This window comes from Pseudoduganella chitinolytica (assembly GCF_029028125.1).
In the GTDB taxonomy this organism is placed as follows: Bacteria; Pseudomonadota; Gammaproteobacteria; order Burkholderiales; family Burkholderiaceae_D; genus Rugamonas; species Rugamonas chitinolytica.
In genome coordinates this window covers 1,280,277-1,302,428 of record NZ_CP119083.1, presented here as the reverse complement: position 1 = coordinate 1,302,428, position 22,152 = coordinate 1,280,277, and the positions used below count along the sequence as shown (strand labels likewise).

Annotated in this window: 17 protein-coding genes; 3 read left to right on the top strand and 14 right to left on the bottom strand. The window is 65.3% G+C overall.

The genetic code is table 11. The features are described from left to right. Nucleotides 1–7 precede the first annotated feature (7 nt). The 5 genes from PX653_RS05750 to PX653_RS05730 all read right to left on the bottom strand — a co-directional run bounded on the left by PX653_RS05750 (nt 8) and on the right by PX653_RS05730 (nt 6,999). The gene (locus PX653_RS05750; RefSeq protein WP_277416954.1) at nt 8–1,135 is read right to left on the bottom strand and encodes an NAD/NADP octopine/nopaline dehydrogenase family protein; all 1,128 of its coding nucleotides are present in this window, start codon (nt 1,133–1,135) and stop codon (nt 8–10) included. Between the two features lie 2 nt (nt 1,136–1,137). Continuing rightward, nucleotides 1,138–2,187 (bottom strand): PLP-dependent cysteine synthase family protein, encoded by a 1,050-nt coding sequence (locus PX653_RS05745; RefSeq protein ID WP_277416953.1) that lies wholly within the window; start codon nt 2,185–2,187, stop codon nt 1,138–1,140. A gap of 13 nt (nt 2,188–2,200) precedes the next feature. Further along, complete coding sequence (locus PX653_RS05740; RefSeq protein WP_277416952.1) at nt 2,201–3,325, bottom strand: type III PLP-dependent enzyme domain-containing protein; 1,125 nt, start codon at nt 3,323–3,325, stop codon at nt 2,201–2,203. 246 nt (nt 3,326–3,571) lie between these two features. Further along, complete coding sequence (locus PX653_RS05735; protein WP_277416951.1) at nt 3,572–5,695, bottom strand: TonB-dependent receptor; 2,124 nt, start codon at nt 5,693–5,695, stop codon at nt 3,572–3,574. A gap of 179 nt (nt 5,696–5,874) precedes the next feature. Beyond that, nucleotides 5,875–6,999 (bottom strand): cellulase family glycosylhydrolase, encoded by a 1,125-nt coding sequence (locus tag PX653_RS05730; RefSeq protein WP_277416950.1) that lies wholly within the window; start codon nt 6,997–6,999, stop codon nt 5,875–5,877. A gap of 193 nt (nt 7,000–7,192) precedes the next feature. Between PX653_RS05730 and PX653_RS05725 the strand changes: the two genes are divergently transcribed. Continuing rightward, a complete protein-coding gene (locus PX653_RS05725; protein WP_277416949.1) occupies nt 7,193–8,038 on the top strand; it encodes a MipA/OmpV family protein in 846 nt (281 codons plus the stop codon). A gap of 1 nt (nt 8,039) precedes the next feature. Here the strand turns inward: PX653_RS05725 and PX653_RS05720 are convergent, their stop codons facing one another. The 9 genes from PX653_RS05720 to PX653_RS05680 all read right to left on the bottom strand — a co-directional run bounded on the left by PX653_RS05720 (nt 8,040) and on the right by PX653_RS05680 (nt 16,942). Continuing rightward, on the bottom strand, nt 8,040–8,465 hold the full coding sequence (locus tag PX653_RS05720; protein WP_277416948.1) for a hypothetical protein: 426 nt from the start codon (nt 8,463–8,465) through the stop codon (nt 8,040–8,042). Between the two features lie 106 nt (nt 8,466–8,571). Continuing rightward, a complete protein-coding gene (locus PX653_RS05715) occupies nt 8,572–9,081 on the bottom strand; it encodes a hypothetical protein (RefSeq protein WP_277416947.1) in 510 nt (169 codons plus the stop codon). Nucleotides 9,082–9,085: 4 nt separating this feature from the next. Continuing rightward, nucleotides 9,086–9,499, bottom strand: a complete 414-nt coding sequence (locus tag PX653_RS05710; RefSeq protein WP_277416946.1) for a pentapeptide repeat-containing protein — start codon at nt 9,497–9,499, stop codon at nt 9,086–9,088. Between the two features lie 372 nt (nt 9,500–9,871). Then, nucleotides 9,872–10,345: a hypothetical protein gene (locus tag PX653_RS05705; RefSeq protein WP_277416945.1), complete on the bottom strand. Its 474-nt coding sequence runs from the start codon at nt 10,343–10,345 to the stop codon at nt 9,872–9,874. Next, the gene (locus PX653_RS05700) at nt 10,345–11,604 is read right to left on the bottom strand and encodes a PAAR domain-containing protein (protein WP_277416944.1); all 1,260 of its coding nucleotides are present in this window, start codon (nt 11,602–11,604) and stop codon (nt 10,345–10,347) included. The genes PX653_RS05705 and PX653_RS05700 overlap by 1 nt, the downstream gene beginning before the upstream one ends. A 152-nt stretch (nt 11,605–11,756) precedes the next feature. After that, nucleotides 11,757–12,326 (bottom strand): hypothetical protein, encoded by a 570-nt coding sequence (locus PX653_RS05695; RefSeq protein ID WP_277416943.1) that lies wholly within the window; start codon nt 12,324–12,326, stop codon nt 11,757–11,759. Continuing rightward, nucleotides 12,323–13,540 (bottom strand): PAAR domain-containing protein, encoded by a 1,218-nt coding sequence (locus tag PX653_RS05690; protein ID WP_503827212.1) that lies wholly within the window; start codon nt 13,538–13,540, stop codon nt 12,323–12,325. Before PX653_RS05690 ends, PX653_RS05695 begins: the two co-directional genes overlap by 4 nt. Nucleotide 13,541: 1 nt before the next feature. Further along, nucleotides 13,542–14,387 (bottom strand): DcrB-related protein, encoded by an 846-nt coding sequence (locus PX653_RS05685; protein WP_277416941.1) that lies wholly within the window; start codon nt 14,385–14,387, stop codon nt 13,542–13,544. 26 nt (nt 14,388–14,413) lie between these two features. Next, a complete protein-coding gene (locus PX653_RS05680; RefSeq protein ID WP_277416940.1) occupies nt 14,414–16,942 on the bottom strand; it encodes a type VI secretion system Vgr family protein in 2,529 nt (842 codons plus the stop codon). Between the two features lie 208 nt (nt 16,943–17,150). Between PX653_RS05680 and PX653_RS05675 the strand changes: the two genes are divergently transcribed. Both PX653_RS05675 and PX653_RS05670 read left to right on the top strand, forming a co-directional pair. Next, nucleotides 17,151–21,614 carry a DUF6861 domain-containing protein gene (locus tag PX653_RS05675; protein ID WP_277416939.1) on the top strand — a complete coding sequence of 1,488 codons (4,464 nt, stop codon included), beginning with the start codon at nt 17,151–17,153 and terminating at the stop codon, nt 21,612–21,614. Between the two features lie 2 nt (nt 21,615–21,616). Beyond that, the gene (locus PX653_RS05670) at nt 21,617–22,042 is read left to right on the top strand and encodes a hypothetical protein (RefSeq protein ID WP_277416938.1); all 426 of its coding nucleotides are present in this window, start codon (nt 21,617–21,619) and stop codon (nt 22,040–22,042) included. The last annotated feature ends 110 nt before the right edge of the window (nt 22,043–22,152 follow it).

The window sequence follows — 22,152 nt, the reverse complement described above, 5'->3', positions numbered from 1 at the left end:
GGTCGGTTCAAGCGGGCCAGGCAGCGGGGAAGTAGTCCAGCGCGGAGTCGCGCAGGCCCCCCATGTACTCGACGTTCCAGCGGTAGATTTCCTCGATGTGCGGCAGCGGCACCTGCAGGCGCCGGCCCATCTCGACCAGCAGCGCCAGGCCGTACGCCACGTCTTCGTGGAAGGCGCGGCTGCCGCGGTCGATGCGGTAGCCGTCCGCATCGCGCACCAGCGGCGCGACGATGGCGTCGTAGGCCCGGTTGGTGCGCAGCACGGACAGCATCGTGGCGCTGTCGCGGATCTGGTCGCCGTAGGCGTCGACGATCTCCTGCTTCAACGGCAGCACCGACCCCAGGTCCACGGCCAGCCGCCGCTCGACGGCGCGGCACAGCGCCTGGCTTTCCTCGTCGCTGCGCTCGAGGAAGTAGGCGGACAGCTCGGCGCAATCGGTCCACCAGCACAGCGGCTTGTCGAATGGCTTGCCGTGCCACTGGCCGTAGGGCCCCACCAGCCCATACACGACGGAGGGATGCATGATCGGGTTCCCCGGCGTCAGCGTGATCTCGAGGTAGTGCGCCAGCAGTTCGACCGGTGCCGTGTACAGCCGGCGCAGGTGGCCCAGCAATGCCTGCCGCGCGGCAGCGCTCTCGCGCTGGTGGGTGCCGACGTACAGCGTGCTCTTGGCGCCGCCCATCCGCACCGATACGCCGGGCTGGAGGTCGTAGGCGGTGTGCGGCACGTCCTTCATGCCCCAGATGACGGCGTTGGGCCGCTCGGCCAGGGCCTGCTCGGCCAGCCAGTCGAAACCGCAGAAGCCGGGAATGGCCCCGACGTACACCGGTTTGTCGGCCGGCAGGTGCGGTGCCAGCGCGCGCAGCAGCGCCGGCCGGGCGTGCGCGGGTACGGTGACGATGACGACGTCGGCATCTTGCGCCGCCTCGGCCGGGCGGTCCGTCACCAGGTCGGGCTGCCCCGTCAACTGGCCGCCGTCGGGCAGCAGCGCGGCGAGCGCGGCGCCCTGCCGGCCGACCAGGTCTGCCTGGCTGGTGAGGAGCGCCACCCGCACGCCCGGCTGCTGCCTGTACAGCACCGCATTCAGGTGGCCGGTGCGGCCACCGCCGCAGATCAGAACGTTCAGGCGTTCCATGCTCACACCACGCTCAGGCGCGGCATGGCCGGTGCGGGTTGCAGCGCCTGCCCTTGCTCCTGGCCCAGCCAGGCGTCCAGCTGCATGCCGATGGACGGGTCCAGCAGCCCGCGCTCGCCCAGCCAGCTGTCGCTGAAGACCGTGTGCAGGTATTTTTCGCCGCCGTCCGCCACCGCGGCGATCACGTTGCCGCCGATGACGCCACGATGGATGTACTCCAGCGCCTTGTAGATCACGCCGCCGGTGGAGCCGCCCACCAGCAGGCCCGTGTGGCGCGCCACGTAGCGCGCCGTCTCGAATGCCTGCGCGTCCGTCACCTGCACGCCCAGGTCGATGCAGCTGTAGTCCAGCACGAGGCCGACCGTGTCGCCGGCCGGCGTGCCGGTGCCGGACTGGTAGTACGGATGGCCGGGCTGGCCGAACACGATGGAGCCGTCCGGTTCGACGGCCAGTACGGTGGCCTTCGGGTTGTGCAGCTTGAGGCCGCGCGCGATGCCGGTCATGGAGCCCCCGGTGCCGACGCAGCCGACATAGGCGTCGATGGTCCCGCCGACCTGGTCGATCACCTCGCGCACGAAGTCGAAGTAGCCGCCGGCGTTGGCGATATTGTCGGACTGGTTCATGAAGATGGCGCCGGGGATCTTGCCGGCCAGTTCGGCCGCCAGGCGCTGGCGCTCGACGACGGCCACCTCGTCCTCGCGGAATGTGCCTTCCACGTAGCGCACTTCGGCACCCAGCGCGCGCAGCACGGCGATCTTGTCCTGCGCGGCATGGTGGTCGACGACGGCGATGAAGCGCAGGCCGAACTCGATCGCGGTGATGGCGAGGCCGATGGCGGTATTGCCCGAGGAGGATTCGACGATCGTGCCGCCCGGTTGCAGGCGGCCCGACTTGAGCGCGGCGATGACCATGTTGCGTGCCATCCGGTCCTTGATGCTGCCGCCAGGATTGTTCTTTTCAATTTTCAGAAGGAGCCTGGCTTGTTTCGCTGGGACGGGGAGACACAGGATCGGCGTATTGCCGATCAGGTCGGTCACTTTGCTCAAGATCATTGCGACATCCTTTCTAGTCGGGTGAGAACTCCATGGCGCCGCGCGGGTTGGTACGCACCACGATCCGGCGCGGCATCGGATGGCGGTGAAATTCGTTCTCCAGCAGGTCCATCTGGTAACCGGCGGTGTTGGCGTACACCAGCAGGTCGCCGGGTTCGGGACGCCGGTCGAAGTCGAGGATGCGGTTGGTGACGACGTCGTCGTCGAGGCAGCTGTGGCCCGCGATATAGGCGCCGAAGCGCGGGCCGTCCGCTCCCCGTTCCGGGTCGGCCGGCACCAGCACGGGATCGACCAGGAACTCCGAGCCGAACCACGTCTCGCAGGCGCTGAAGCTGCTGCCCTCGACGAACACGACGTGGCGGCCGTCGGCCAGTGCCTTGACGCGGATCACGCGGAAGGCCGTCACCGCCGCCTGGTCCACCAGGCTGCGGCCCGGCTCCAGCGCCAGCACCAGCTGCTCGGCGTTCAGGTAGTGCGCTACCGTGCGCCCGCCGACGCAGGGCGCCGCCAGCAGTTGTCGCAGCCACGCGGCGGCGTCGGTGCGGCCGCCGTAGGGGTAGTACGAGTCAGGCACCCGGCCGGTGCGGTAATCGTCCGGCGTCTGTGCCGGCAGGAAGGCATCGTAGGCCTCGCCCTCGACGTAGCGCACCGGCAGGCCGCCACCGATGTCGAGCATGCGCGGGCGCAGGTCCAGCTCGCGCGCCGCGCCCACGGCGGCGGCCAGTTCATGCACCGCCTGCACGCGCGTCTCCCAGGCATAACCGCCCAGGTGGCAATGGAATCCCTCGAACGTGAATGCCGTGCGCCGCGTGGCGAGGCGCTTCAGGCATTGCAGCAGCTCGGCTTCGTCCATGCCAAAACGGCTGGCGCGGTTCGAGGCGGGGCGGTAGCGCAGCAGGATGCGGACCCGTGGTGGCGGTGTGGATGGCGCGACGCAGGCTTCCAGCTCGGCCAATTCGCCGATCGAATCGACCGAGATCAGCGCGCCGCAGGCCAGCAGCTCGGCATGGAAGGCGTGCGTCTTGGCCGGCCCGGTCGCCACCACGCGGGCCGGGTCCACGCCGGCGCGCAGCGCATCGCGCAGTTCGTACACGCTGGAGACGTCCACGCCGATGCCGCTGTCCACCGCCGCCTGCACCAGTGCCTGCGACTTGTTGACCTTGGCCCGTAGAAGAGCTCGTGCCGTACGTCGTGCGCCCGCAGGACGCTGCGCATCGTTTCGACGTTCTGCCGCAGGATGTGCGGCCAGACGACGTTCAGTGGCGAACCGTGGGTCTCGACCAGGTCGAGCAGCTGGCGCGGCGCGGCGTGCAGCAATGCCGCCACCGCCTGGTCCAGCAGCGGTACCAGGGGCTTTTGCATGGTGCTTCCTTTCGGTGGTGGATCAGAGATCGATGGCGGCCGACAGCAGCAAGGTGCGGGGTGCGCCCTGGACGAAGGCGCCGTACGACGCCACGCCGGACCAGTAGTCGCGGTTGGCGACGTTCGTGACGCTGGCGCGCAAGGTCGTGTCGCGGCCGGCCACCCTGGTGCGATAGCGCGCACCGAGGTCCAGCCGCGTCCAGCTCGGGATGCTCTGCGTGTTGGCCTGGTTGACGTATTGGCGGTCGGTGTACGAAACGCTGCCCGACACGGTGAGTCCGGCCAGCGCGGTATCCCACTCGGTGCCCAGGTTGGCTTGCGACGACGGCACGCCGACCGGCGTCTTGCCCAGCGTGGCGGCGCTGTTGGTGCGGGTCAGCTCGGCGTCCAGGAACGTCACGCCGCCCGTCAGCCGCACGCCCGGCGCGGCCTGGCCGAACAGGGCCAGCTCCACGCCCTGGTTGCGCTGTTCGCCATCGACGCCATACACGTTGCCGGTCAGCTGGCCGCTCGGCTTCTCGATGCGGAAGACACTGACGGTGCCGGCCAGCGTGCCGCGCTCGAACTTGACGCCGACCTCGTTCTGCCGGGATTTGTAAGGCGCGAAGATCTCGCCGGCGTTGGCGGCGGTGGGCGGTGCCGTGTCGCCCTTGCTGAGGCCCTCGATGCGGTTGGCGTACAGCGCCAGTTGGCGCCACGGCTTGAACGCGATACCGAGCATCGGCGCGGTGGCGCGGCGGTCGTAGCTTGCGGTGGTGACGCCGCTGGCATTGAAGTTGTCGGACTCGACCTGCTGGCGGCGCACGCCCAGCGTGACCAGCAGCCGTTCATCCAGCGCCGTCATGGTGTCGGCCAGCGCGACGCCGGACAGGTGCGTCTCCGACACCCTCGGCACCAGCGCCGGTGCGGCCACGTCCTGGGCCGGCGCGGCCAGCGGCGCGTACAGGTTCGACAGCACGGGGCGGCCGCTGACCGCGGCGCGATCGAGTTCGTCGCGGTAGCGGCTGGCCTGCAGCGTGACGGCATGGCGCACCCCGGCCGTGTCGAAGGCGGCGCGCAGCCCGCCGTCGAGCGTGGCGCGGCGCACCTCCAGGCGGAAATTGTCCGGCGTGACCCGGGTGTCCCCCGCCGCGTTCAGGACCGTCGGCGTGCCGAACAGGCGCGCCACGTCCGTGCGGGCACCGCCGGCGTTGGCGAACAGCGTCAGCGCATCCGTTGCGTCGTACTCGGCGCGCCACAGCACCGAGCGGTCTTCGATCTTGGCCCACTCCCACGCCTGCGTGACGTTGCGCCGGCCGTCCGGCGCGCGCGGCACCGCCACCCCTGCCGCCGCCAGGAAGGGGCGCGACGGTGCGTCGAAACGCTCCGCCTGGGCCAGTGCGTCCAGCGTCATGCGCAGGCGCTCGCCCCGGTAGTCCAGCGCCAGCGCGCCGACATCGGCGCGGCGCTCCTGCTTGTCGAGCGGCGTATCGCCCTGCTGGTGGCGGCCGTTGACGCGCACGCCAAATTCGCGCTTGGCGCCGAAGCGCCGGCCGATGTCCAGGTGCGCACCCAGCTGGGAATCGCCGGCGGCATCGAGCGTCAGCCGGGTCACGTCGGCGGCCTGGGCGCGCTTGGGCACGATATTGACGACGCCGCCGATGCCGCTGTTGGGCGACATCCCATACAACAGCGCCGCCGGGCCCTTGATCACTTCGACCCGCTCGGCATAGTCGGCAAAGACGCGGTAGTTCGGCGCCACGCCGTACTGGCCGTCCAGCGCGATCTCGCCCACGTTGCCTTCGCCGATGGCGAAGCCGCGGATGAAGAAGGCATCGAGGATGCCGCCGCCCTGCCCCGTGGCGCGCACGGCCGGATCGCGCGCCAGCACGTCGGCCACGGTGACGGCCTGCTGGTCGGCGATGGCTTGCGCCGTATAGCTGCTGACGTTGAACGGCGTGGACATCACGTCCGCATCGCCCAGCATGCCGAGGCGGGCCTGGCGCGCCACCTGGCCGCCGGCAAAGGTGTCGTTGCGCTCGGCGCTGACGACCACCTGCGGCACCGCCCCTTCCATGGGGGAGGTGTCTTCAGTGCCCGCGTGGACATGGGGGATGACGCCAGCGGTCAGCAAGGCGAGGACGGTACGATTGAGTTTTGGACGCATAGTGTTCTTATGTAATGAGAATCATTTGTATTTAGATGTTAGCACAAGGTTAAGCGGTGGCAATAGGCTTGCAGACTTTGACAGGTGAGGAAAAGGGGAAAACGGTGACAGTCACCGTTTTTCGGGGCGCAAGGGAGACCGAGGAAAAATGGTGACTGTCACCGTTTTCCGGTTCGCCGTCAGTAGATGGTGGCGCGCTTGGCGGTGTTGGCGATGCCGTACTGGCTGTACCACACCAGGTTGCCCCAGGCCGTCGTCGCCGACCAGTTGGTCATCAGGTCCAGCCAGGCGTTGGGGCCGTCGTTGCCCGCCGTCGACCAGGCCACGGTGCCGACCTGGAACTGCTGGGCCCACTGCATCAGGCGCGGTGCGTCGACCCGCGCGTTGAGGTTGTTGGCGCCGTTGTTGTAGTTGTAGCCGAACTCGCCGATCAGCAGCGGCAGGTTGCGGGTCTTGTAGCCGTTCATCGTGTTGTAGATGTCGTCCGGGTTGTTGTACGTGCCGTACATGTGGACGGCAAACAGCAGGTTGTGGCGCGGGTCGTGATCGAGCAGCTCCTGGCCGTACCACAGGCCGCCGTTCGGGTTGCCGCCATAGTCGGGGTTGTCGATCACGAGGGTCGTCGTCAGGCCCGCGTTGCGCAAGGTCGTGATGGGGCCCTTGTAGTCGTCGCGCCATTGCAGTGGCGTCTTGCTGCCGTCGCCCCATTCGTTGGCGATGTTGACCATCGTGGTGCGCTCGTGCTTCTTCAGCACGGCCAGCACGTCCGGCCGCACCCAGTAGCTGGCCATGTTGCGCAGCACGGCGGCATCGTTGTTGCCGGTGCCGTCGTGCAGTTCGACGATCGACACCATCTTCTGCGCCTCGATCGCCGTCAGCACCTGGTCCAGCCGCGTGGCGCTGCCGCTCATGGTCCAGACCACGCGGATCAGGTTGGTCTTGCGCGCCGCCAGGTTCGGCAGCACATCGTAGGACTGCTGGTCGTACCACGCATGCGGGTTGTTGACGCCGCGCGCGACGAAGGGGTTGCCGTTGGCGTCGTTGACCACGCTGCCGGCGACCCGGAATCCCTTGAAGACGACCTTGCAGGACATGCCGCCTTCCCAGCCCCAGCCGTCGCCATCCGGATCGGAGGCGGCGCTGGCGCAATGCGTCGCGGCCGGCGCCACCTTGCAGGACTGGTTGTTCTCCCAGCCCCAGCCGTCGCCATCGGGGTCCGAGCCCGCGCTGGCGCACGTGGGCAGGGCCGACGCCTGCCCCGCCACCGTCAGCAGCAGCGCCGCCGCGGTCAACCATCCATTCATTTGTCGTTTCATCCTTGGCCTCCGTCATTGTTGGGAGCTGCGGATTATAGGAAGAGCGTCGGAACGGGGCGTGGCCGCCGCCATGGATGGCCGTCAGTTTAGTGGGGACGGTGCTAAACGGCCGGTGCGTGCCCCGGGTTTCGCGCCAGCCGCGTTACCATGAAGGCCTCGACACGAACGGAAGGGCAAGCCGATGAAACGTTACCGGTTGTTGAACCTCTGTCGCCGGTACGGCGCGGCGTTGGCGGCATTGGGCGTGCCCGCGTTCGCGGCACAGCCCGCACCCGACCTGCCGCTATGGGAAGTCGGCATTGCCGCCGGCGCGGCCTCGACGCCGGCCTACCCCGGTGCGGACGACCGCTCCACCCGCGCCCTCGCGCTGCCACTGGTGATCTACCGCGGCAAGGTGCTGCGTGCCGACCGCTCGGGCATCGGCGCGCGCCTGTTCGACAGCGACAAGGTGGAACTGGACATCGGTTTCGCGGCGTCGCTGCCGGCCCGCTCGCGCGACGTGGCGGCACGCAGCGGCATGCCGGACCTGCACCCGCTGGTGGAATTCGGGCCGCGCCTGAAGGTGCTGCTGGCCAGGCCGGATGCGTCCAGCGCCGTGCGCCTCGAGCTGCCGCTGCGGGCGCCGTTCGAGCTGGGGCACGGGTTCCGGCGCCACGGCCTCGTCATCGAACCTCGTCTCGTCTGCGAGACCGGGGGCGACGACGGGCTCTGGCAGGCTTCGGCCAGCGTGGGCGCGGTGGCCGGCAACGCGGGCCTGAACGCCTATTTGTACGAGGTGGCGCCCCAATACGCGACGGCGGACCGGCCGGCCTACCGGGCGCGCGGGGGACTGATCGCCACGCGCGTGGGCTTGAATCTGTCCCGTCGGGTGGCGCCCGACTGGCGGGTGTTCGGGCTGCTGCGCTACGACCATCTCGGCCACGCGACCAACCGGGACAGCCCGCTGCTGCGGGAGCGCGGCGGCCTGTCGATCGGCGCCGGGTTCGCGTGGACGTGGTACCGGTCGGCGGCACGGGCGTGGGAGTGAGCTACAGCGCGATCCTGGTTTCCAGGAATGCCAGGTATTTCGGATCGTCTTCCATGAAGAGTTCGACGCCTCCGCCCATGTAGGCCCGGGTCAGTTCGTCGGCGGCCTTGTCGACGTCGCCGCGCTCGAAGTACAGCTGGCCCAGGCGCAGGTGGATGTATGGGTTGCCCAGCCCGCCCGGGCATTGGACGGCGTTGTGGAAGCATTTGAACGCCTTGTTGTGAGCGTGCAGGCGAAAGTGGGCGTCGCCGAGGGCGACATGGATCCATGTCGCCGCCTCCCACTCGCGGTGCTCGGGGGGCAGCAACTTGAGTGCCTCAAGGTAGCGTGCCTTGGCGGCTTCCAGTTGGCCTGCTTCGGCGAAGGTGTCGCCTGCGCGGCATGCTTCGGCGATCTGTGCGTACAGCGCGTCCGGCAGTGTCGTCATCTTTATCCTTTACGATCCGCTTCGTCGACAAACAAGCCCACCCATGCATCGAGCGTGGCCATGAAATCGACGGGTTCCAGCTCGTCCGGCTGCTCGTGCCACCAGCTCATGCCAGACGCCGGCTGGCCGGCGTCGTCGGGAAAGTGGAGGCACAGGTAGTCTCCGGCGCCGTTATGAAAGACCGCCAGGACCCGGCCGCTGTCCACTGCATAGCGCGCGCGGTGACGGCGTCGATGTCGAAGCGGTCTTCGGAAAGGAAGGCCCAATCCTCCACGGGCAACGGCCCCATCGAATTGGACGGCTGGAACGTCCAGCCGTTGTGCAGCGTTTCGTAGAACTGTCGCAATGGGGCCGGCAAGCGGTGCCAGATCGACGCGAAGCGCCGGGGAACGGTCTCCAGTCGCGGGCGTCCGTGGTCGAGGCACAGGTCGCCGCCCACCGTATAAGCGTACAGCAGGGATGGCGTGCCGTCACGCTGGCTCGTGACATACACGCCTTGCAACGACGACGTCAGGAATGCGAGGATTTGAGCGGCCTCATCGGCAAGATCGAACCAGGCTGCCGGCACGCCTGAGCGGCCGGGGCGCCAGCAAGGTGACAGCACAATATTGGCCATTGAATCAATCACGAATACGGATCCCTGGAATAGCAAGGAGCAGTTGCCGAATGTCTTCCAGTGAGAGGCCTGCCTGCTTTGCCATGCGTGCGGCATCGCCAAGCGACGCACTGCACTCCGGGTCCACGTCCGTATAAACGTCGAGGGTAATCCGCGTCCTGGCGGGCCACTCGGTACGCATAACGTACTCGCGCGCCTCGGCCGGGTTCTCGATAGCGAAGCAAGGCCACCTCGGCAGTTCAATCGATTGCACGTCGGCGTTCAGGAAACGGCAGCCGTCGAGGACCGCATCCGTAAAGTCGCAGTTTGCGATCGATCCTATGTCAGCCGAATCCCAGCTGCCGAAATCGCAGCCAATGAACGTTCCAACGAGCTTCACACCGTCAAAGTGAACACGGCGGAACTGGTAGTCGCGCAATGTCCTGTCCTACTGGACAAAACGGCCACCGGTCATCCGAACGCCACTGACGATCAGCGCGCGCCGCCCGCAGTCGGAATACACTTCGCAATGATCGAGTACAAGGTCAGGGCCGAGGCTGTGCACCTCTACATTGCTGAGTAGAAGTCGTTCTCCCGACAAAGTTTGGTTGCGCAGTTTCACAATCGAATCGGGCCTTCCGTTATGGAACTACGTTCGTCAGTCGACAATCCTTCACCAGCAATTGGCTGCAGTGGCGGGAACAATTTAGTGGCGAATATGCAAATTCTACTGGCTGTCCGCGGTCCATCTCCGCGGATGGCAACGCAATCCGGAGGGCGTGTCGGCATGGATGTCGAGAATCAGGCTGAGTCAGGCTCTTTCTATACGCATGACATCGTCATATTCGCCGAATGCAGGCCGCGAAGCATAATTCGGGGCAGGATCGAAAGATGACATGGCAGTCTCCACTGTATGAGGGTTGAAAGATTCGTGCCTGATATGTACAACCCCATCGGTCTTGAAGACATAATTGGCTCCGCCACTGACCTTATCCGTCTCAGCCTCGAACTCGCGATGAGTTGCCATGGACAGGAACAACCTCCCCGACTCCACTTCCTTGAAAACGTACGTTAAGGATTCCCGTAGGAATTGGTCCAAGAAACCGACTACAACTGCACTGTCAGCGACCTCTATAAAGCAGTATGGATGCTCAAGGTTGCCGACAAGAGCTGTGTATTGTGTCCTATTTTCGTGAGCAGCTTCGGCCTGTTCGACCGACCACACCTCGGTAGGCTTTTTCTTGGCACGAAACCAGCTTTTGCAATAAAAGATTTGTTGTTTCATCAGTATATTTTACCATTGACATCGCGGATCACAACACCTGCGCGTTCTGCAGCTTCCAGCACAGACTGCGGAACAGGCCGAACCTGAACAGGAACTTCCAAATAGTGCTGACCTGCTAGTTTCTCGCCCGCCAATTCTGCGCTTGACGGCACTCTTGCAATTGTAGCATCCACCGGATATTTAGCGCCAATCTCATTGATATACCCGATTGCTGTTTTTTCCTGAATATCTGAAAGTTGAGTAAACTTTCGCGAAACAATTTCGCCTGCGATAGGGTTATAAGAGTCAAGTCTAGTGTACCCGCTTCCTTTTGGACTATCGATGTAAACTTCGTTGTAGGGATATTCCGACGCGCGCTCAGCGTTGAAGTCATTACCCTCATCAAGACGCCGCAACCATTCAGGCCTGCTGCTCTGTCGTGGCAATTCCGCCGAGGTAGGCTCAGAGGAACTTTTGGGCTTGAGCGAGAATTTTAGATTACCACCATTCATGCCTAAAGTTCCTGGCTGCACTGTTACCTGAACCCGTTGCGCAAAGTTCCATGCCCCAGGTGCCGCCTTGGCCCCCAGATACCCGCCCAGGAAGCTGCCGGCGATGGCCGACCACTTCTGCCCGTCGGACCCTTCGCCAAAGATCTTGCCGCCGGCCCAGGACCCGCCATAACCGCCGGCAAACGCGCCGATCAGGCTGCCGACGGCTATGACAGGCCCTGCCAGGATAATCGCCGAGCCCACTCCGACCACAAGCAAGGAGGCATGCACCCAGCCGGGCACCAGGTCCTCAGGGTGAATATCGTCGGTCTGCACGGTCCCGCCGCCGATATAGACGTTGCCCGAGCCCTTCGTGATGACGGCGCTGCAGCCGGTCTTGTCGTCCACCCGCGCGGCGGGCATGCTGTTGATGAAGACCTGCCCGCTGCCCGTGGCGATCGGTATCGGCCCCGGATGCTTGCTGCACGCGACCATGTCCACGTGGGCGCGCGCCGCTGCCAGGCCGTTGACGAACACATTGGACGAGCCGGCCAGCGCGATGCCGCCTGTGACCTCCTTCGCGGCAAAGCTCATCGTGCTCATCGCCTCGCCCAATCCGGCGCCCATCGCGGCACCCGCGCCGACGATGGCGACGGCCGCCAGCCCGCCGGTGCCCACGATCGCCACCCCGGCCACCGCAATCGCCGCGCCGATCAGCAGGCCCTTCAGGAGCCAGCTCATGGTCGGGCTATGCCCGATGGGGTCGGTAAGTCGTGCTGCGGCGGGCATCGATCGGTCCTTGTTCTGCTGTCGGAATCGTCCACTGTCGGCGCTCAGGCGAGCTCATCGCATTGTATCGCCGACAACGTTGTTCGTTAAGCGAAAAAGCACATCGGTCGCCGCAAGCAACGGCGACTACCGGTAGCCGGGTCCTGCTGGGTCTAGCTGTCGCGCCCGCGCTCGATCAGCTCCCGCAGCAGATCCTTGCCGTCGAGGATCCAGAACTTGGCCGCACTCGGGTAGATGTCTTCGGGATAGGTATTCGCGAAGTCCGCGAACTCCCCGCTCCAGTCGTCGGGAACATAGCGCTCCAGCCTGGGTCCGTCCTGGTAGAAGCCGGCGAAGCGCCGGTTGTCGAAATCGACGAACGCGATGGGGAACAGGAATTCGACGTCCCACCATGACCCGGCGCTGTCGAAACGCTCCAGCAGCGACTTGCGCAGGAAATCGGGATCGATCCGGTGCACACCGGGCGCGCCCAGGAACAGCTCGACCGTGTCCTGGTCCAGGATGGCGATGCCGGACCGTTGCAATGCCATGTCCCGCAGCGCCGGCATCGCATGGCCAGCCGTCACGAATTCCTGCCGTCGCTTGGCCCAGTCCAGTATCCAGTTCTCCCGATCCGACAAGCGGTACTGGATTTCGCCGCGGTACCGTACTACCGCGAGAACGTTGTCCGGCTCGAGCAATTCCGGCGTTGCCGGCCCCAATGTTTCTTCTAGATTTGTCATTTCACTTTTCCTGATCCCGGGATGGCATTTTCTTCCAGCCACTTGGCCCACACTGCCGGCAGCTCATAGGACCGTCCCGGCGTGGTAGGGTCGACGATCTTTGGCGCCAACCCACCCTGGTTCGCCGGATTGCTGCGGTAACCCGACTGGGGTATCGCGGTTTCCTGAATGAAGTCATCCAGCCAAGCCGGAATTTTAAACGACACGACTTTGCTGCCGGGCCGCAGCGTCTGGAAATACTCGGCGTGGACCGGGTCGCCGATGCTGATGTTAAGCGTTGTGCTCTGGATGGTCGGGTTGCCGTCTGCGTCGATCGCAATAATATTGCGGCTGGCTCGCGGCGGCGTGCCACCTTGCACGCGGAAGACGGTGGCCGGCTCTCCCGTTGCGGGCACCACGGGGTCAGCAGGCTTAGGCGGCGGCAACGCGGGTTTTGCGGCGCTCGCCGGCACGGCAGGAGGCGCGGTCGACGGTCCCTTGCCCCAGGCAGATTCCCAGGCCCGGGGAGCGCCTTTCGCGCCCAGGAAACCGCCCAGGAAGCTGCCGGCGATGGCCGACCACTTCTGTCCATCGCTGCCTTCGCCGAACACTTTGCCGCCGAGCCAGCCGCCGCCATAACCGCCGGCAATGGCGCCGACCAGACCGCCGGCCGCGACGACAGGCCCCGCCAGGATAATGGCCGAGCCAATGCCCACCACCAGCAACGAAGCATGCACCCACCCCGGCACCAGGTCCTCCGGGTTGATGGTATCGGTCTGTACGGTGCCGCCGCCGATATAGACGTTGGTCGAGCCCTTCGTGATGACGGCGCTGCAGCCGGTCTTGTCGTCCACCCGAGCGGCCGGCGTGCCGTTGATGAACACCTGGCCGCTGCCCGTGGCGATCGGTATCGGTCCCGGGTGCTTGCTGCAGGCAACCATGTCCGCGTGTGCCCGTGCCGCCGCCAGGTTGTTGACGAACACATTGGACGAGCCCGTCATGGCGATGGCGCCCGTCACTTCCTTCGGCGCAAAACTCATCGTGCTCATGGCCTCGCCCAGCCCGGCGCCCATGGCCGCGCCGGCGCCGACGACGGCCACGGCTGCCAGCCCGCCCGTGCCCACGATCGCCACGCCGGCCACCGCAATGGCGGCACCGATCAGCAGGCCCTTCAGCAGCCAGCTCATCGTCGGGCTGTGCCCGACGGGGTCAAGCAGTCGCGCTGCTGCCGGCACGTCAGGCCTTCGCCACCTGCTCCAGGTGCGCGCGCACCTCCGTCAGGCTGTAGAAGGGCACGCTCGACGAGCTGGCCTGGATGTATTGCGCCAGGTGCAGGCGCTCGCCCAGTTTGGCCCCCTGCGGTTCGGCCGTGCGCTCGAGCGTGAGCGTGCCGGCGGGCCGCAGCAGCGAGAGGCCGCCACTGCCGCGCGTGACGCTGGCCAGCAAGCGCGTGCCGTTGGCGTCGTAGAATTCCCAGCGGTCCTGCTCCATGTCGCGCGCGGACAGCTTCGCCGCAACCTCATCCTTGTTGGCGAACACGTGCAGCGTCTTGCGCGCCTCCGACAGCGCGAAGATCGTCGGCAGCGCCGGGCGCGCGGGCATGCTGGTTGGCGCCGCTGGCGCTTCGGCCAGCGGACGGCGCAGCTTGATGCTGTCGACGATGGCGTCGAACGCGGCGTTCCACTCGTCGGTGAAGGCGGACAGGCAAGTGGCGGCGAGCAGCAGTGCCTCGCGCGTGCCCGGCTTGCTGCCGGCCACGAGGGTGATGATCTGGCGCTGGTGCATATAACCCGCTTCGTTGCGCCAGCTGTACACCAGTTCCAGCGCCGGCGCGCCGTCGACGCTGCGCTCGGTCATCGCCTTCAGCTGGAACCGGGGCAGCGCCCGCGTCAACTCCATGGCCAGGCGGTCGCCGAATTCCTCCAGCCGTTCTTCCGGCTTGACGTCCGCATGCGACACCACCACGTTGAACTCGCTGGGACCGTCGTCGCGCAGCGTGAACATGTGCATCGTCTTGTCCTTCAGCTGCGCGGGCAATGCGAAGGTGGCGTGGTTGGCGTGGTACAGCTGGGTTTCTGGCATAAGGTTCTCGCTTGGTCCTTGCTCGCTCATTTGTTCAGGTCGATCCGGCTGCCCATCACGGCGACGTTGACGCCCTGGATCAGGATCGTGCCGTCCTGCTGCAGCACGATCTTGCTGGCGCCCACTTCCAGCGTGATGTCCGTGTTGGCCTTCAGGTGGATGTGCTCCGTCTGCGACGTCAGCTCGATGTTCTGCTTGGCCGTCTGGTGCAGGTGGGCGTTCTGCGCCACCAGCTCGATATTCGTCTTCGCGGTCTGGTGGATGTAGTCGTCCTGCGCCGTCAGCTCGATATTGGTCCTGGCCGTCTGGTGGATGTGCGCATCCTGCGCCGTCATCTCGATGTTCGTCTTGGCCGTCTCGTGGATGTGGCCCGTCTGCGCCGTCGTCACGATGTACTGCTTGACCGTGTTGGTCTGAAAGCCGCTGCTGACCGTGTTGGTCTGGTGCGGTCCGTTGACGACCGTCGCCTGCGTGTTCTGCACGGTCGTGACCATATCCTTCTGCGAATGGATATTGATCAGCTCCTTGCCCTTCTGGTCGTGGATCACCATCTCGCAGAAGCCGCCACCACCCGGCGTGGAGCGGCTCTTGAAGCCCATCATGTGGGCGCCGTCCGGCAGGCCGTACGGGGCCGGCTGGTCGGCGTTGAACAGGCGGCCCGTGCAGACGGGGCGGTCGGGATCGCCTTCCAGGTAGTCGATGATCACTTCCTGGCCGATGCGGGGAATCGAGATCGTCCCCCAGCCCTGCCCCGCCCACGGCTGCGACACGCGGATCCAGCAGGAGCTGCGCTCGTCGCGGCGGCCGTAGCGGTCCCAGTGGAATTGCACCTTGATGCGGCCGAACTTGTCGGTATGGATTTCCGTACCCTTCGGCCCCACTACCGTGGCCGATTGCGGGCCCGGCATGCGCGGCGCCGGATGGGCGCGGCGCGGCCGGTACGGGATCTTGCGGCGGATGGCCGTGAAGGTATTGCGGTAGACGTCGCTCTGGCCCCGTTCGAAATAGTTGTTGCGGGCGTTGTACTGCACCGACAGGACGAGGAAGTCGTTGTCGCCCTCCCCCGTGGGGTCGAACCAGTGATGGCCCAGGAGCTTGAACGTATGGCCGGCCACCAGGCCGCGACAGTCGGATGCCCCGGCAAACACCTTGGCCTGCCACTCCAGCACCTCCAGGCGCTGGCGCGCCTCGCGCTGGCCGTCGTCCTTGTCCCTGTACGAGAAGGCCGGGTTGCCGTCGTAGATTTCCATCGTCGGCATGTCGCCCTGCCGGGTGACGGTCGGGACTTCCACGTATTGCAGCGTGTTCGGCGACTTGAAGTCGAACGTATTGAGCGCGACCTTGGTCGACTGCAGCTTGCGTTCGGCGGCCAGGGCCGTGACGCTGTCCTGGTCGTGCCAGCGGTTGCCGCCGTTGAATTCCACCTCGGCATGGTCTTCCTGCGGCGGACAGAACGCGGCCGACCGCGAATCGTCGCTGATGACCATCACGTGGCCGTTCGGCCTGTGCTCGAAGTAATAGAACAGGCCATGGCGTTCCATCAGCCGGCAGACGAAATGCTCGTCCGTCTCGTCGTACTGGACGATGAAGTTTTCCGGCTTGTAGGTCTGGCCGGTGCGGAACTCGTAGTTGGCCAGGCCGTTGTAGTCGCCCTTGAAGACGGCGTCCAGCACCTCGAGCACGCTCTGGTCCTGGAAGATGCGCGAGTTGACGCGCTGCTTCAGGTAGCTCAGCCAGGGGACGATCTGGGCGTGGTAGAACGCGAAGCCGCCGTCCGAGTGGCTGAAGCCGAACGAATGGACGTAGCCGTTGATGAAGTGCTCGCTGCCGTCGGCCAGCTGGACGCTGACGCTGACATTCTTGCCCATCATGTCCTTCAGGTCGATCCCGGCGTTTTCCGAGATCAGGCTGAGGTTGAACGAGAACTGCTCGGAGATCGCGGCGGTGCCGCTCAGCGACTCGATCAGCAGCGCCTTGTCGCCCGCCAGCGGCGAGTAGAAGCGCAGCAGGCGGCGGCCGTCGCTGAACTGCGCCAGCGCACTGGCGGCTGCCGTCGCCACGTCGCCCTGCCCGGCCGGATCGATGGCGGGCGGCACGAATGGCGCCTCGGCTACGGCGAAATCGCTGACGGCCTGTCCCGCCAGCGGGTGCTCGGCGATCACGAGCTTTTCCACCGCGCCTGCCGTTTCCGCCAGCGCCGTCGGCGCTTCCTTGACCAGCGCCGCGGCCTGTTGCGCCGGCGCGCTCAAGGCGTCGCTTTTCTGGGCCAACGACTGGACTTGCGATGCCACCTGCAGTGCCTGCCCCAGCTGGGGATTGGCAAGGCCGGCAAGACCGACCGCGCCGCTTGCCAGGGCCGACGCCCCGGCGCCGGCCTGCAGCAGGCTGGCCGTGTCGAGCGCGGTACTGGCCACGCCAAGCGCCTTGGCATCGACACCGGCCAGGGCTGCCGCGCTGACCGCCAGTTTGCCGGCGGCCGGCAGGTCGGACGGCTTCGCGGCTCCTTGGGGAACGAGCCCGGCCTTGGCCGGGCTATCGAGCGATTCTGATGACATTTTGCGACTCCTGCATCGGTACGTCCGAGTTGGCACAGCAATGCATTGCGCCGCCGCCCGGACCGGCGAACGCCTGGCGCGTGCGGCGGCGCGAGGCCGGCCGACACACAATATTAGGTTTTTGATAAATCCTGTTTATACTATCAGAAATGCACTGTCCACTGAACGGATCGGTGCCGGCGACCTCCCAAAATTCGCAGTTGAAACCATGCCAGATTCCCTCAACAGCTGGACCGAATTCACCCGCGCGCTCGAGTCGGTGCGCCGTACGTACGAAGACGCCGGCAACCAGGCCCGGATCGACATCGCGCACCGCGTGCAGCGCTGGTCGAACCAGGTCGGCGAGTCGCTGGCCAGCGTTGCCGCGGCCAGCATGAAGATCGACACGGTGCGCTGCATGTGGGCCGTCCGGACCGCGCTGGACGATTCGCAGCCGCGCTTTGTCGCGCTGCTCAAGGAGCGCTTCGCCGGCATCGATTTTTCGATGGTGATCCACCTGCTGCACGAGATGATGAAGCTGATGGCGCTGTACCTGGGCGGCGGTGCCGTGCTGGGCGCCACGGCCGGTGGCGCCGTGGGTGCGCTGGTTGGCGGCGTGGGGGCCATTCCGGGTGCGGCGATGGGTGCGCAGGCGGGCCTGGCGATCGGCACCGAGATCCTCGTCTGGATGGGCCTGGGCATGCTGGTGATGGACATGAGCCGCACGGTGCCCGACCTGTGCAAGCTGTTCGCGCAAGGCTTCGCCAGTGCCTGGAGCGCCGGCGAACTGCCGGACGATGCCCATGAGAAGCGCCTGCGGCTGATGCGCCAGGCCGCCGATGCGTTCGCCGAAGGCGAGATGCTGCTCGTCAAGGCCATCCTGACGGCGCTGGTGCTGTACCTGTCGCGCGGCCAGGTTCAAAACTCGATGCTGGTGCAGAACCTGTCGAAGAGCAAGCTCGGCCCCCGCTTCGCCGAATGGGTGGGCCAGAACCGCGACAAGCTGATGCGGCACCCGGGCCTGCAGCCGAAAATCGCCAGCGCGCAGGGCGCCGCCGAGGCCGGTGCGCCGAAAGCCACGGCCGCCAAGCCGGAGGCGCCCAAGCCGGCCGAGGCGCCGCCGCCCAAGCAGGGTGTGGCGAAAAGCGAATATCCCTGCGTGCAGATCGGCAAACCCGTCAACCCGAACACGGGCGCCAAGGTCCTGCTGGGCGAGCTGGACCTGGATTTCACCTTGCCGGCGCCGCTGCCGATCGTCTGGCAGCGCACCTACAGCTCCGCGCAGCGCAAGGTCGGCTGGCTGGGCCAAGGCTGGGCGCTGCCCATCAGCGATACGCTGCAGGTCAGCGCGGACGAAGTCGTCGTCATGGATGCGTTCGACCGCGAAATCACCTTCTCGCTGCCACGGGTGGGCGAATCGATCTATTCGCCATCCGAACAGATCACCCTGGTGCGCACGGACGACAGCACGTTCGAGCTGGTCGACAGCAACGGCCTGCGCACGCAGTTCGCCATCCTGTACGGCGGCGGCATCGCGCGGCTGACCGGCTGGCAGGACGCCAACAGCAACCACATCCGTATCGAGTACGACGCCCGCCAGCTGCCGGCCCGCATCGACGACAGCGCCGGCCACAGCCTGGTGCTGGAATTCGGCCAGGTGCGCGGCGACGTGCGTCTGCTGTCCGTGACCTTGCTGCCGGCCTCGCCGGAGCAGACCGCGCAAACGCTGGTGCGCTACGACTACGACGACCACGGCGACCTGCGCCGCGTGCGCAACCGCGCCGGCGACGTCGTCCGCCAGTTCGCCTACCGCCACCACATCATGGTGGAGCACGGCCAGCCGGACGGGCTGGTCTCGCGCTACGAATACGATCTCGAAGACCCCAGCGGCAAAGTCCTTCGCAACTGGACCAACACGGGCCAGTGGTGGCAGTTCGAATACCGGCCGCACGAAACGGTCGTCATCGACCAGCTGGGCCGCAAGGAGCAGTACCGCTTCGACCTGCGCGGCCGCCTGATCGCGCAACTGGATGCGGCCGGCGGCGGCACGAGCTACAAGCTGGATGGCAACGGCAACCTGCTGCAATTGAAGGACCCGGCCGGGCGCACGATCCGCTACCGCTACGACGAGCGCAGCCGCGTGATCCGCGTCGAACGGGGCGAGCGCGGCACGGGCATCGTCTACGACGGCCGCTTCGACAAGCCCGCCCTGATCACCGATGCACTGGGCGCGACAACGGTACTGCGCTACGACAACCAGGGCAACCTCACCAGCGTGACAAACGCGCTGGGCCAGCGCACGGCGTACCAGTACGACGACCGTGGCCTGCCGGTGAAAGTGACGGATGCACGCGGCGGCGTCAAGCAACTGGCCTACAACCGCGCCGGCCAGTTGATCGCGTACACGGACTGCTCGGGCAGCACCAGCCACTTCGCTTACGACGACGAAGGCCGCCTGGTCCGCGCGACCGATCCAAATGGCCACACCAGCACGTACTCGTACGATACCCTGGGCCGCCTGCAGGCGGTCACGCACGCGGACGGCACCACGGAGCGTTACGAATACGACCACCTCGGCCGCCTGGTCGCGCACATCGATCCCGCCGGCCACCGCACCGCGTACCAGCTCGACCGCGACGGCAAACCCCTCAAACGCATCGACGCGCGCGGTGGCGTGCTCGAATACCGCTACGACACGGCGCGCCGCATCGCCGAGCTGATCAACGAAAACGGCGACGTCCACCGCTTCGTCTACGACGAGCTGGACCGCCTGATCGAGGAGACCAGCTTCGATGCCCGGCTGACACGTTATCGCTACGACGGCAGCGGCCTGCTGGTCGGCAAGGAAGAGCTGGGCTGCGCACCGCGCACCGAAACCACCCCGATTGCGACCACCTACGTGCGCGACAGCCTGGGCCAGCTGATCGAAAAGGAGATCGCGCGCGTGACGGGTATCGCGCAGGCCCAGCAGCTGCGCCTGCGCTATGCCTACGACGCACTGGGCCGCATGACGCAGGCGATGAATGCGGATGCGACCGTCACGATGGCGTACGACGCGCTGGGCCAGCTGGTGTCGGAGCAGACGGAAGCCGCCGGTGCCAGCACGCTGGTTCGTCACGCCTACGACGAGCTGGGCAATCGCGTGCAGACGACCTTGCCGGACGGGCGCGTGCTGAACAACCTGTACTACGGCTCGGGGCACCTGCACCAGATCAACCTGGATGGGGAGCTCATTACCGACATTGAGCGGGATCGGGCGCACCGGATGGTCAGCCGCACCCAGGGGGCGCTGGTCAGCCAGTTCCAGTACGATCCCGTCGGCCGTCTGCTGTCGCAAACTGCCGGCAAGCCTACTGCCGGCGAGGGTGCGGCGCCCGTCATCGCGCGCAAGTACGAGTACGATGAGGTCGGCAATCTCGTGTCGATCGACGACCAGCGCAACGGCGTTACGCGCTACAGCTACGATCCGATCGGGCGCATCCTGTCGGCCGTGCAGCCGAACCTGTCGGAGCGCTTCGCTTTCGATCCGGCGCACAATCTGCTCGATACCACCGTCGCGTCGGTTGGCCGTGTCGAGGGCAATCGCATCCGGGTCTATGAAGACAAGCGATATGACTACGACGAGCATGGCAATGTCGTCGAGAAGCTGATCGGCAAGCATACGCGGATGCGGTTCGAGTGGAATGCCGCGCATCAGATGGTCAAGAGCATCGTCGCACGCAATGCTTCCGACAGCGCTCAGACGGTTCGGTATGCTTATGATGCGTTTGGGCGACGGATTGCGAAGAAGGACGCGTTTGGCGTTACGCGGTTTGTGTGGGATGGTAATCGGTTGCTTTGCGAGCAGCGGGGTAGCCATTCCAGGACGTACGTGTACGGTGAAGAGGCATTCGTGCCGCTGGCACGCGTGGACTCGATTTCTGTCGCCGGCCCCATACGTCCGGCTGATGTGCGACACTTTCATACAGATCATTTAGGGACACCGCGCGAGCTGACAAACCAGGAAGGTGGCGTAGTCTGGGCTGCTGCATATCGATTGTGGGGCAACGTGGCGGTTCATCCTGATGAAACGCGTTTAACAAAGAGCTTCAACGACCCTGGGGGGCTAGATCCAGCGCAAACGATTCGCTTTCAAGGGCAATATTACGACACCGATACTGGGCTACATTACAACCAATTGCGCTATTACGATCCCGATATGGGCCGGTTCCTCTCGATAGACCCAATTGGGCTGGTGGGAGGCAGCAACAGTTACATGTACGCTAGCAATCCAGTCAATCTAGTTGATCCACTGGGTTTAACTCCCTGCAAGGGGCGTGGCGGCGCTGAAGGAAATGATCCACGTGGCGTGCCCCCCTCGCTCCTTGACCGCGAAGGAAAACTCCCCCCGGGTATTGGCGGACTAGGTACGCCCATTCCCATGCCGGCCTCTGCATCACCGAATGCCACAGCAGAGGCATTCGCAAAGGCAGCGTTCAATGGACAAGCACCAGATAAGGTAATACCGATTATGAGCGGGAAATCTTGGGTGGCGAAAATGCCGGACGGAAGCGTAATTACCTACCGCGTCGCTGGCGACGCTTCCGCCAGCACAGCCGCTGCTACCGCAACGGTTGAGGTGAATAGCGCCGCAATCAAAGCCATCAATAGCGGCAATGTCGCGAAATTCAAGTTTCCTAGAATCGGTGATTAATGATGAAATTCGATATCGATATACAACGACAAACTATTGCACTCGGGCTGGAAGATTTCTCCCCAAATGCGATGCTGCCAAATGTGTGTGGTGGACAATATGGACGAAGTCCTGAGGATTGGCGTGAAGACGTGGTAGCATTCGTTTACTACATGTTAAAAGCCGGGCTCATTGCACCGATAGCTGGCATCGAGGGATATCAGAACAAGGATGCTAACGAGCTAAGGAAGATTCTGCAGGAAGGCGATGCGGAAAACGGGTTCGACGTGGATTTAGTTTGGGATATAATTCATTTTTTTGGGACGCCGGGCCTGACTAGATTATTGCAAGAATGCGAATTATATGGGTGGGACGCGCTAGACTCCGAACTTTCACCCTCTCTACAAGCCGCTCTTGCCCAGCACGGAATTTTAGCTCCAAAAGCCTGAATAGCTTCCGAGAGGAAAAATCCGTATCGCATCAGGCGCTCGCGATATCGCGCTCTGCCAATCAACACAGAAGCGAGTGGTCAGCCATGGGCTCTGTTTCTAAGTTTGCG

Coding starts and splice junctions, on each gene's coding strand:
- PX653_RS05745 (WP_277416953.1), bottom strand. CDS start 2,187: ATGATCTTGAGCAAAGTGACCGACCTGATCGGCAATACGCCGATCCTG.
- PX653_RS05750 (WP_277416954.1), bottom strand. CDS start 1,135: ATGGAACGCCTGAACGTTCTGATCTGCGGCGGTGGCCGCACCGGCCAC.
- PX653_RS05705 (WP_277416945.1), bottom strand. CDS start 10,345: ATGAAACAACAAATCTTTTATTGCAAAAGCTGGTTTCGTGCCAAGAAA.
- PX653_RS05695 (WP_277416943.1), bottom strand. CDS start 12,326: ATGACAAATCTAGAAGAAACATTGGGGCCGGCAACGCCGGAATTGCTC.
- PX653_RS05680 (WP_277416940.1), bottom strand. CDS start 16,942: ATGTCATCAGAATCGCTCGATAGCCCGGCCAAGGCCGGGCTCGTTCCC.
- PX653_RS05700 (WP_277416944.1), bottom strand. CDS start 11,604: ATGCCCGCCGCAGCACGACTTACCGACCCCATCGGGCATAGCCCGACC.
- PX653_RS05685 (WP_277416941.1), bottom strand. CDS start 14,387: ATGCCAGAAACCCAGCTGTACCACGCCAACCACGCCACCTTCGCATTG.
- PX653_RS05670 (WP_277416938.1), top strand. CDS start 21,617: ATGAAATTCGATATCGATATACAACGACAAACTATTGCACTCGGGCTG.
- PX653_RS05735 (WP_277416951.1), bottom strand. CDS start 5,695: ATGCGTCCAAAACTCAATCGTACCGTCCTCGCCTTGCTGACCGCTGGC.
- PX653_RS05715 (WP_277416947.1), bottom strand. CDS start 9,081: ATGGCCAATATTGTGCTGTCACCTTGCTGGCGCCCCGGCCGCTCAGGC.
- PX653_RS05730 (WP_277416950.1), bottom strand. CDS start 6,999: ATGAATGGATGGTTGACCGCGGCGGCGCTGCTGCTGACGGTGGCGGGG.
- PX653_RS05720 (WP_277416948.1), bottom strand. CDS start 8,465: ATGACGACACTGCCGGACGCGCTGTACGCACAGATCGCCGAAGCATGC.
- PX653_RS05675 (WP_277416939.1), top strand. CDS start 17,151: ATGCCAGATTCCCTCAACAGCTGGACCGAATTCACCCGCGCGCTCGAG.
- PX653_RS05725 (WP_277416949.1), top strand. CDS start 7,193: ATGAAACGTTACCGGTTGTTGAACCTCTGTCGCCGGTACGGCGCGGCG.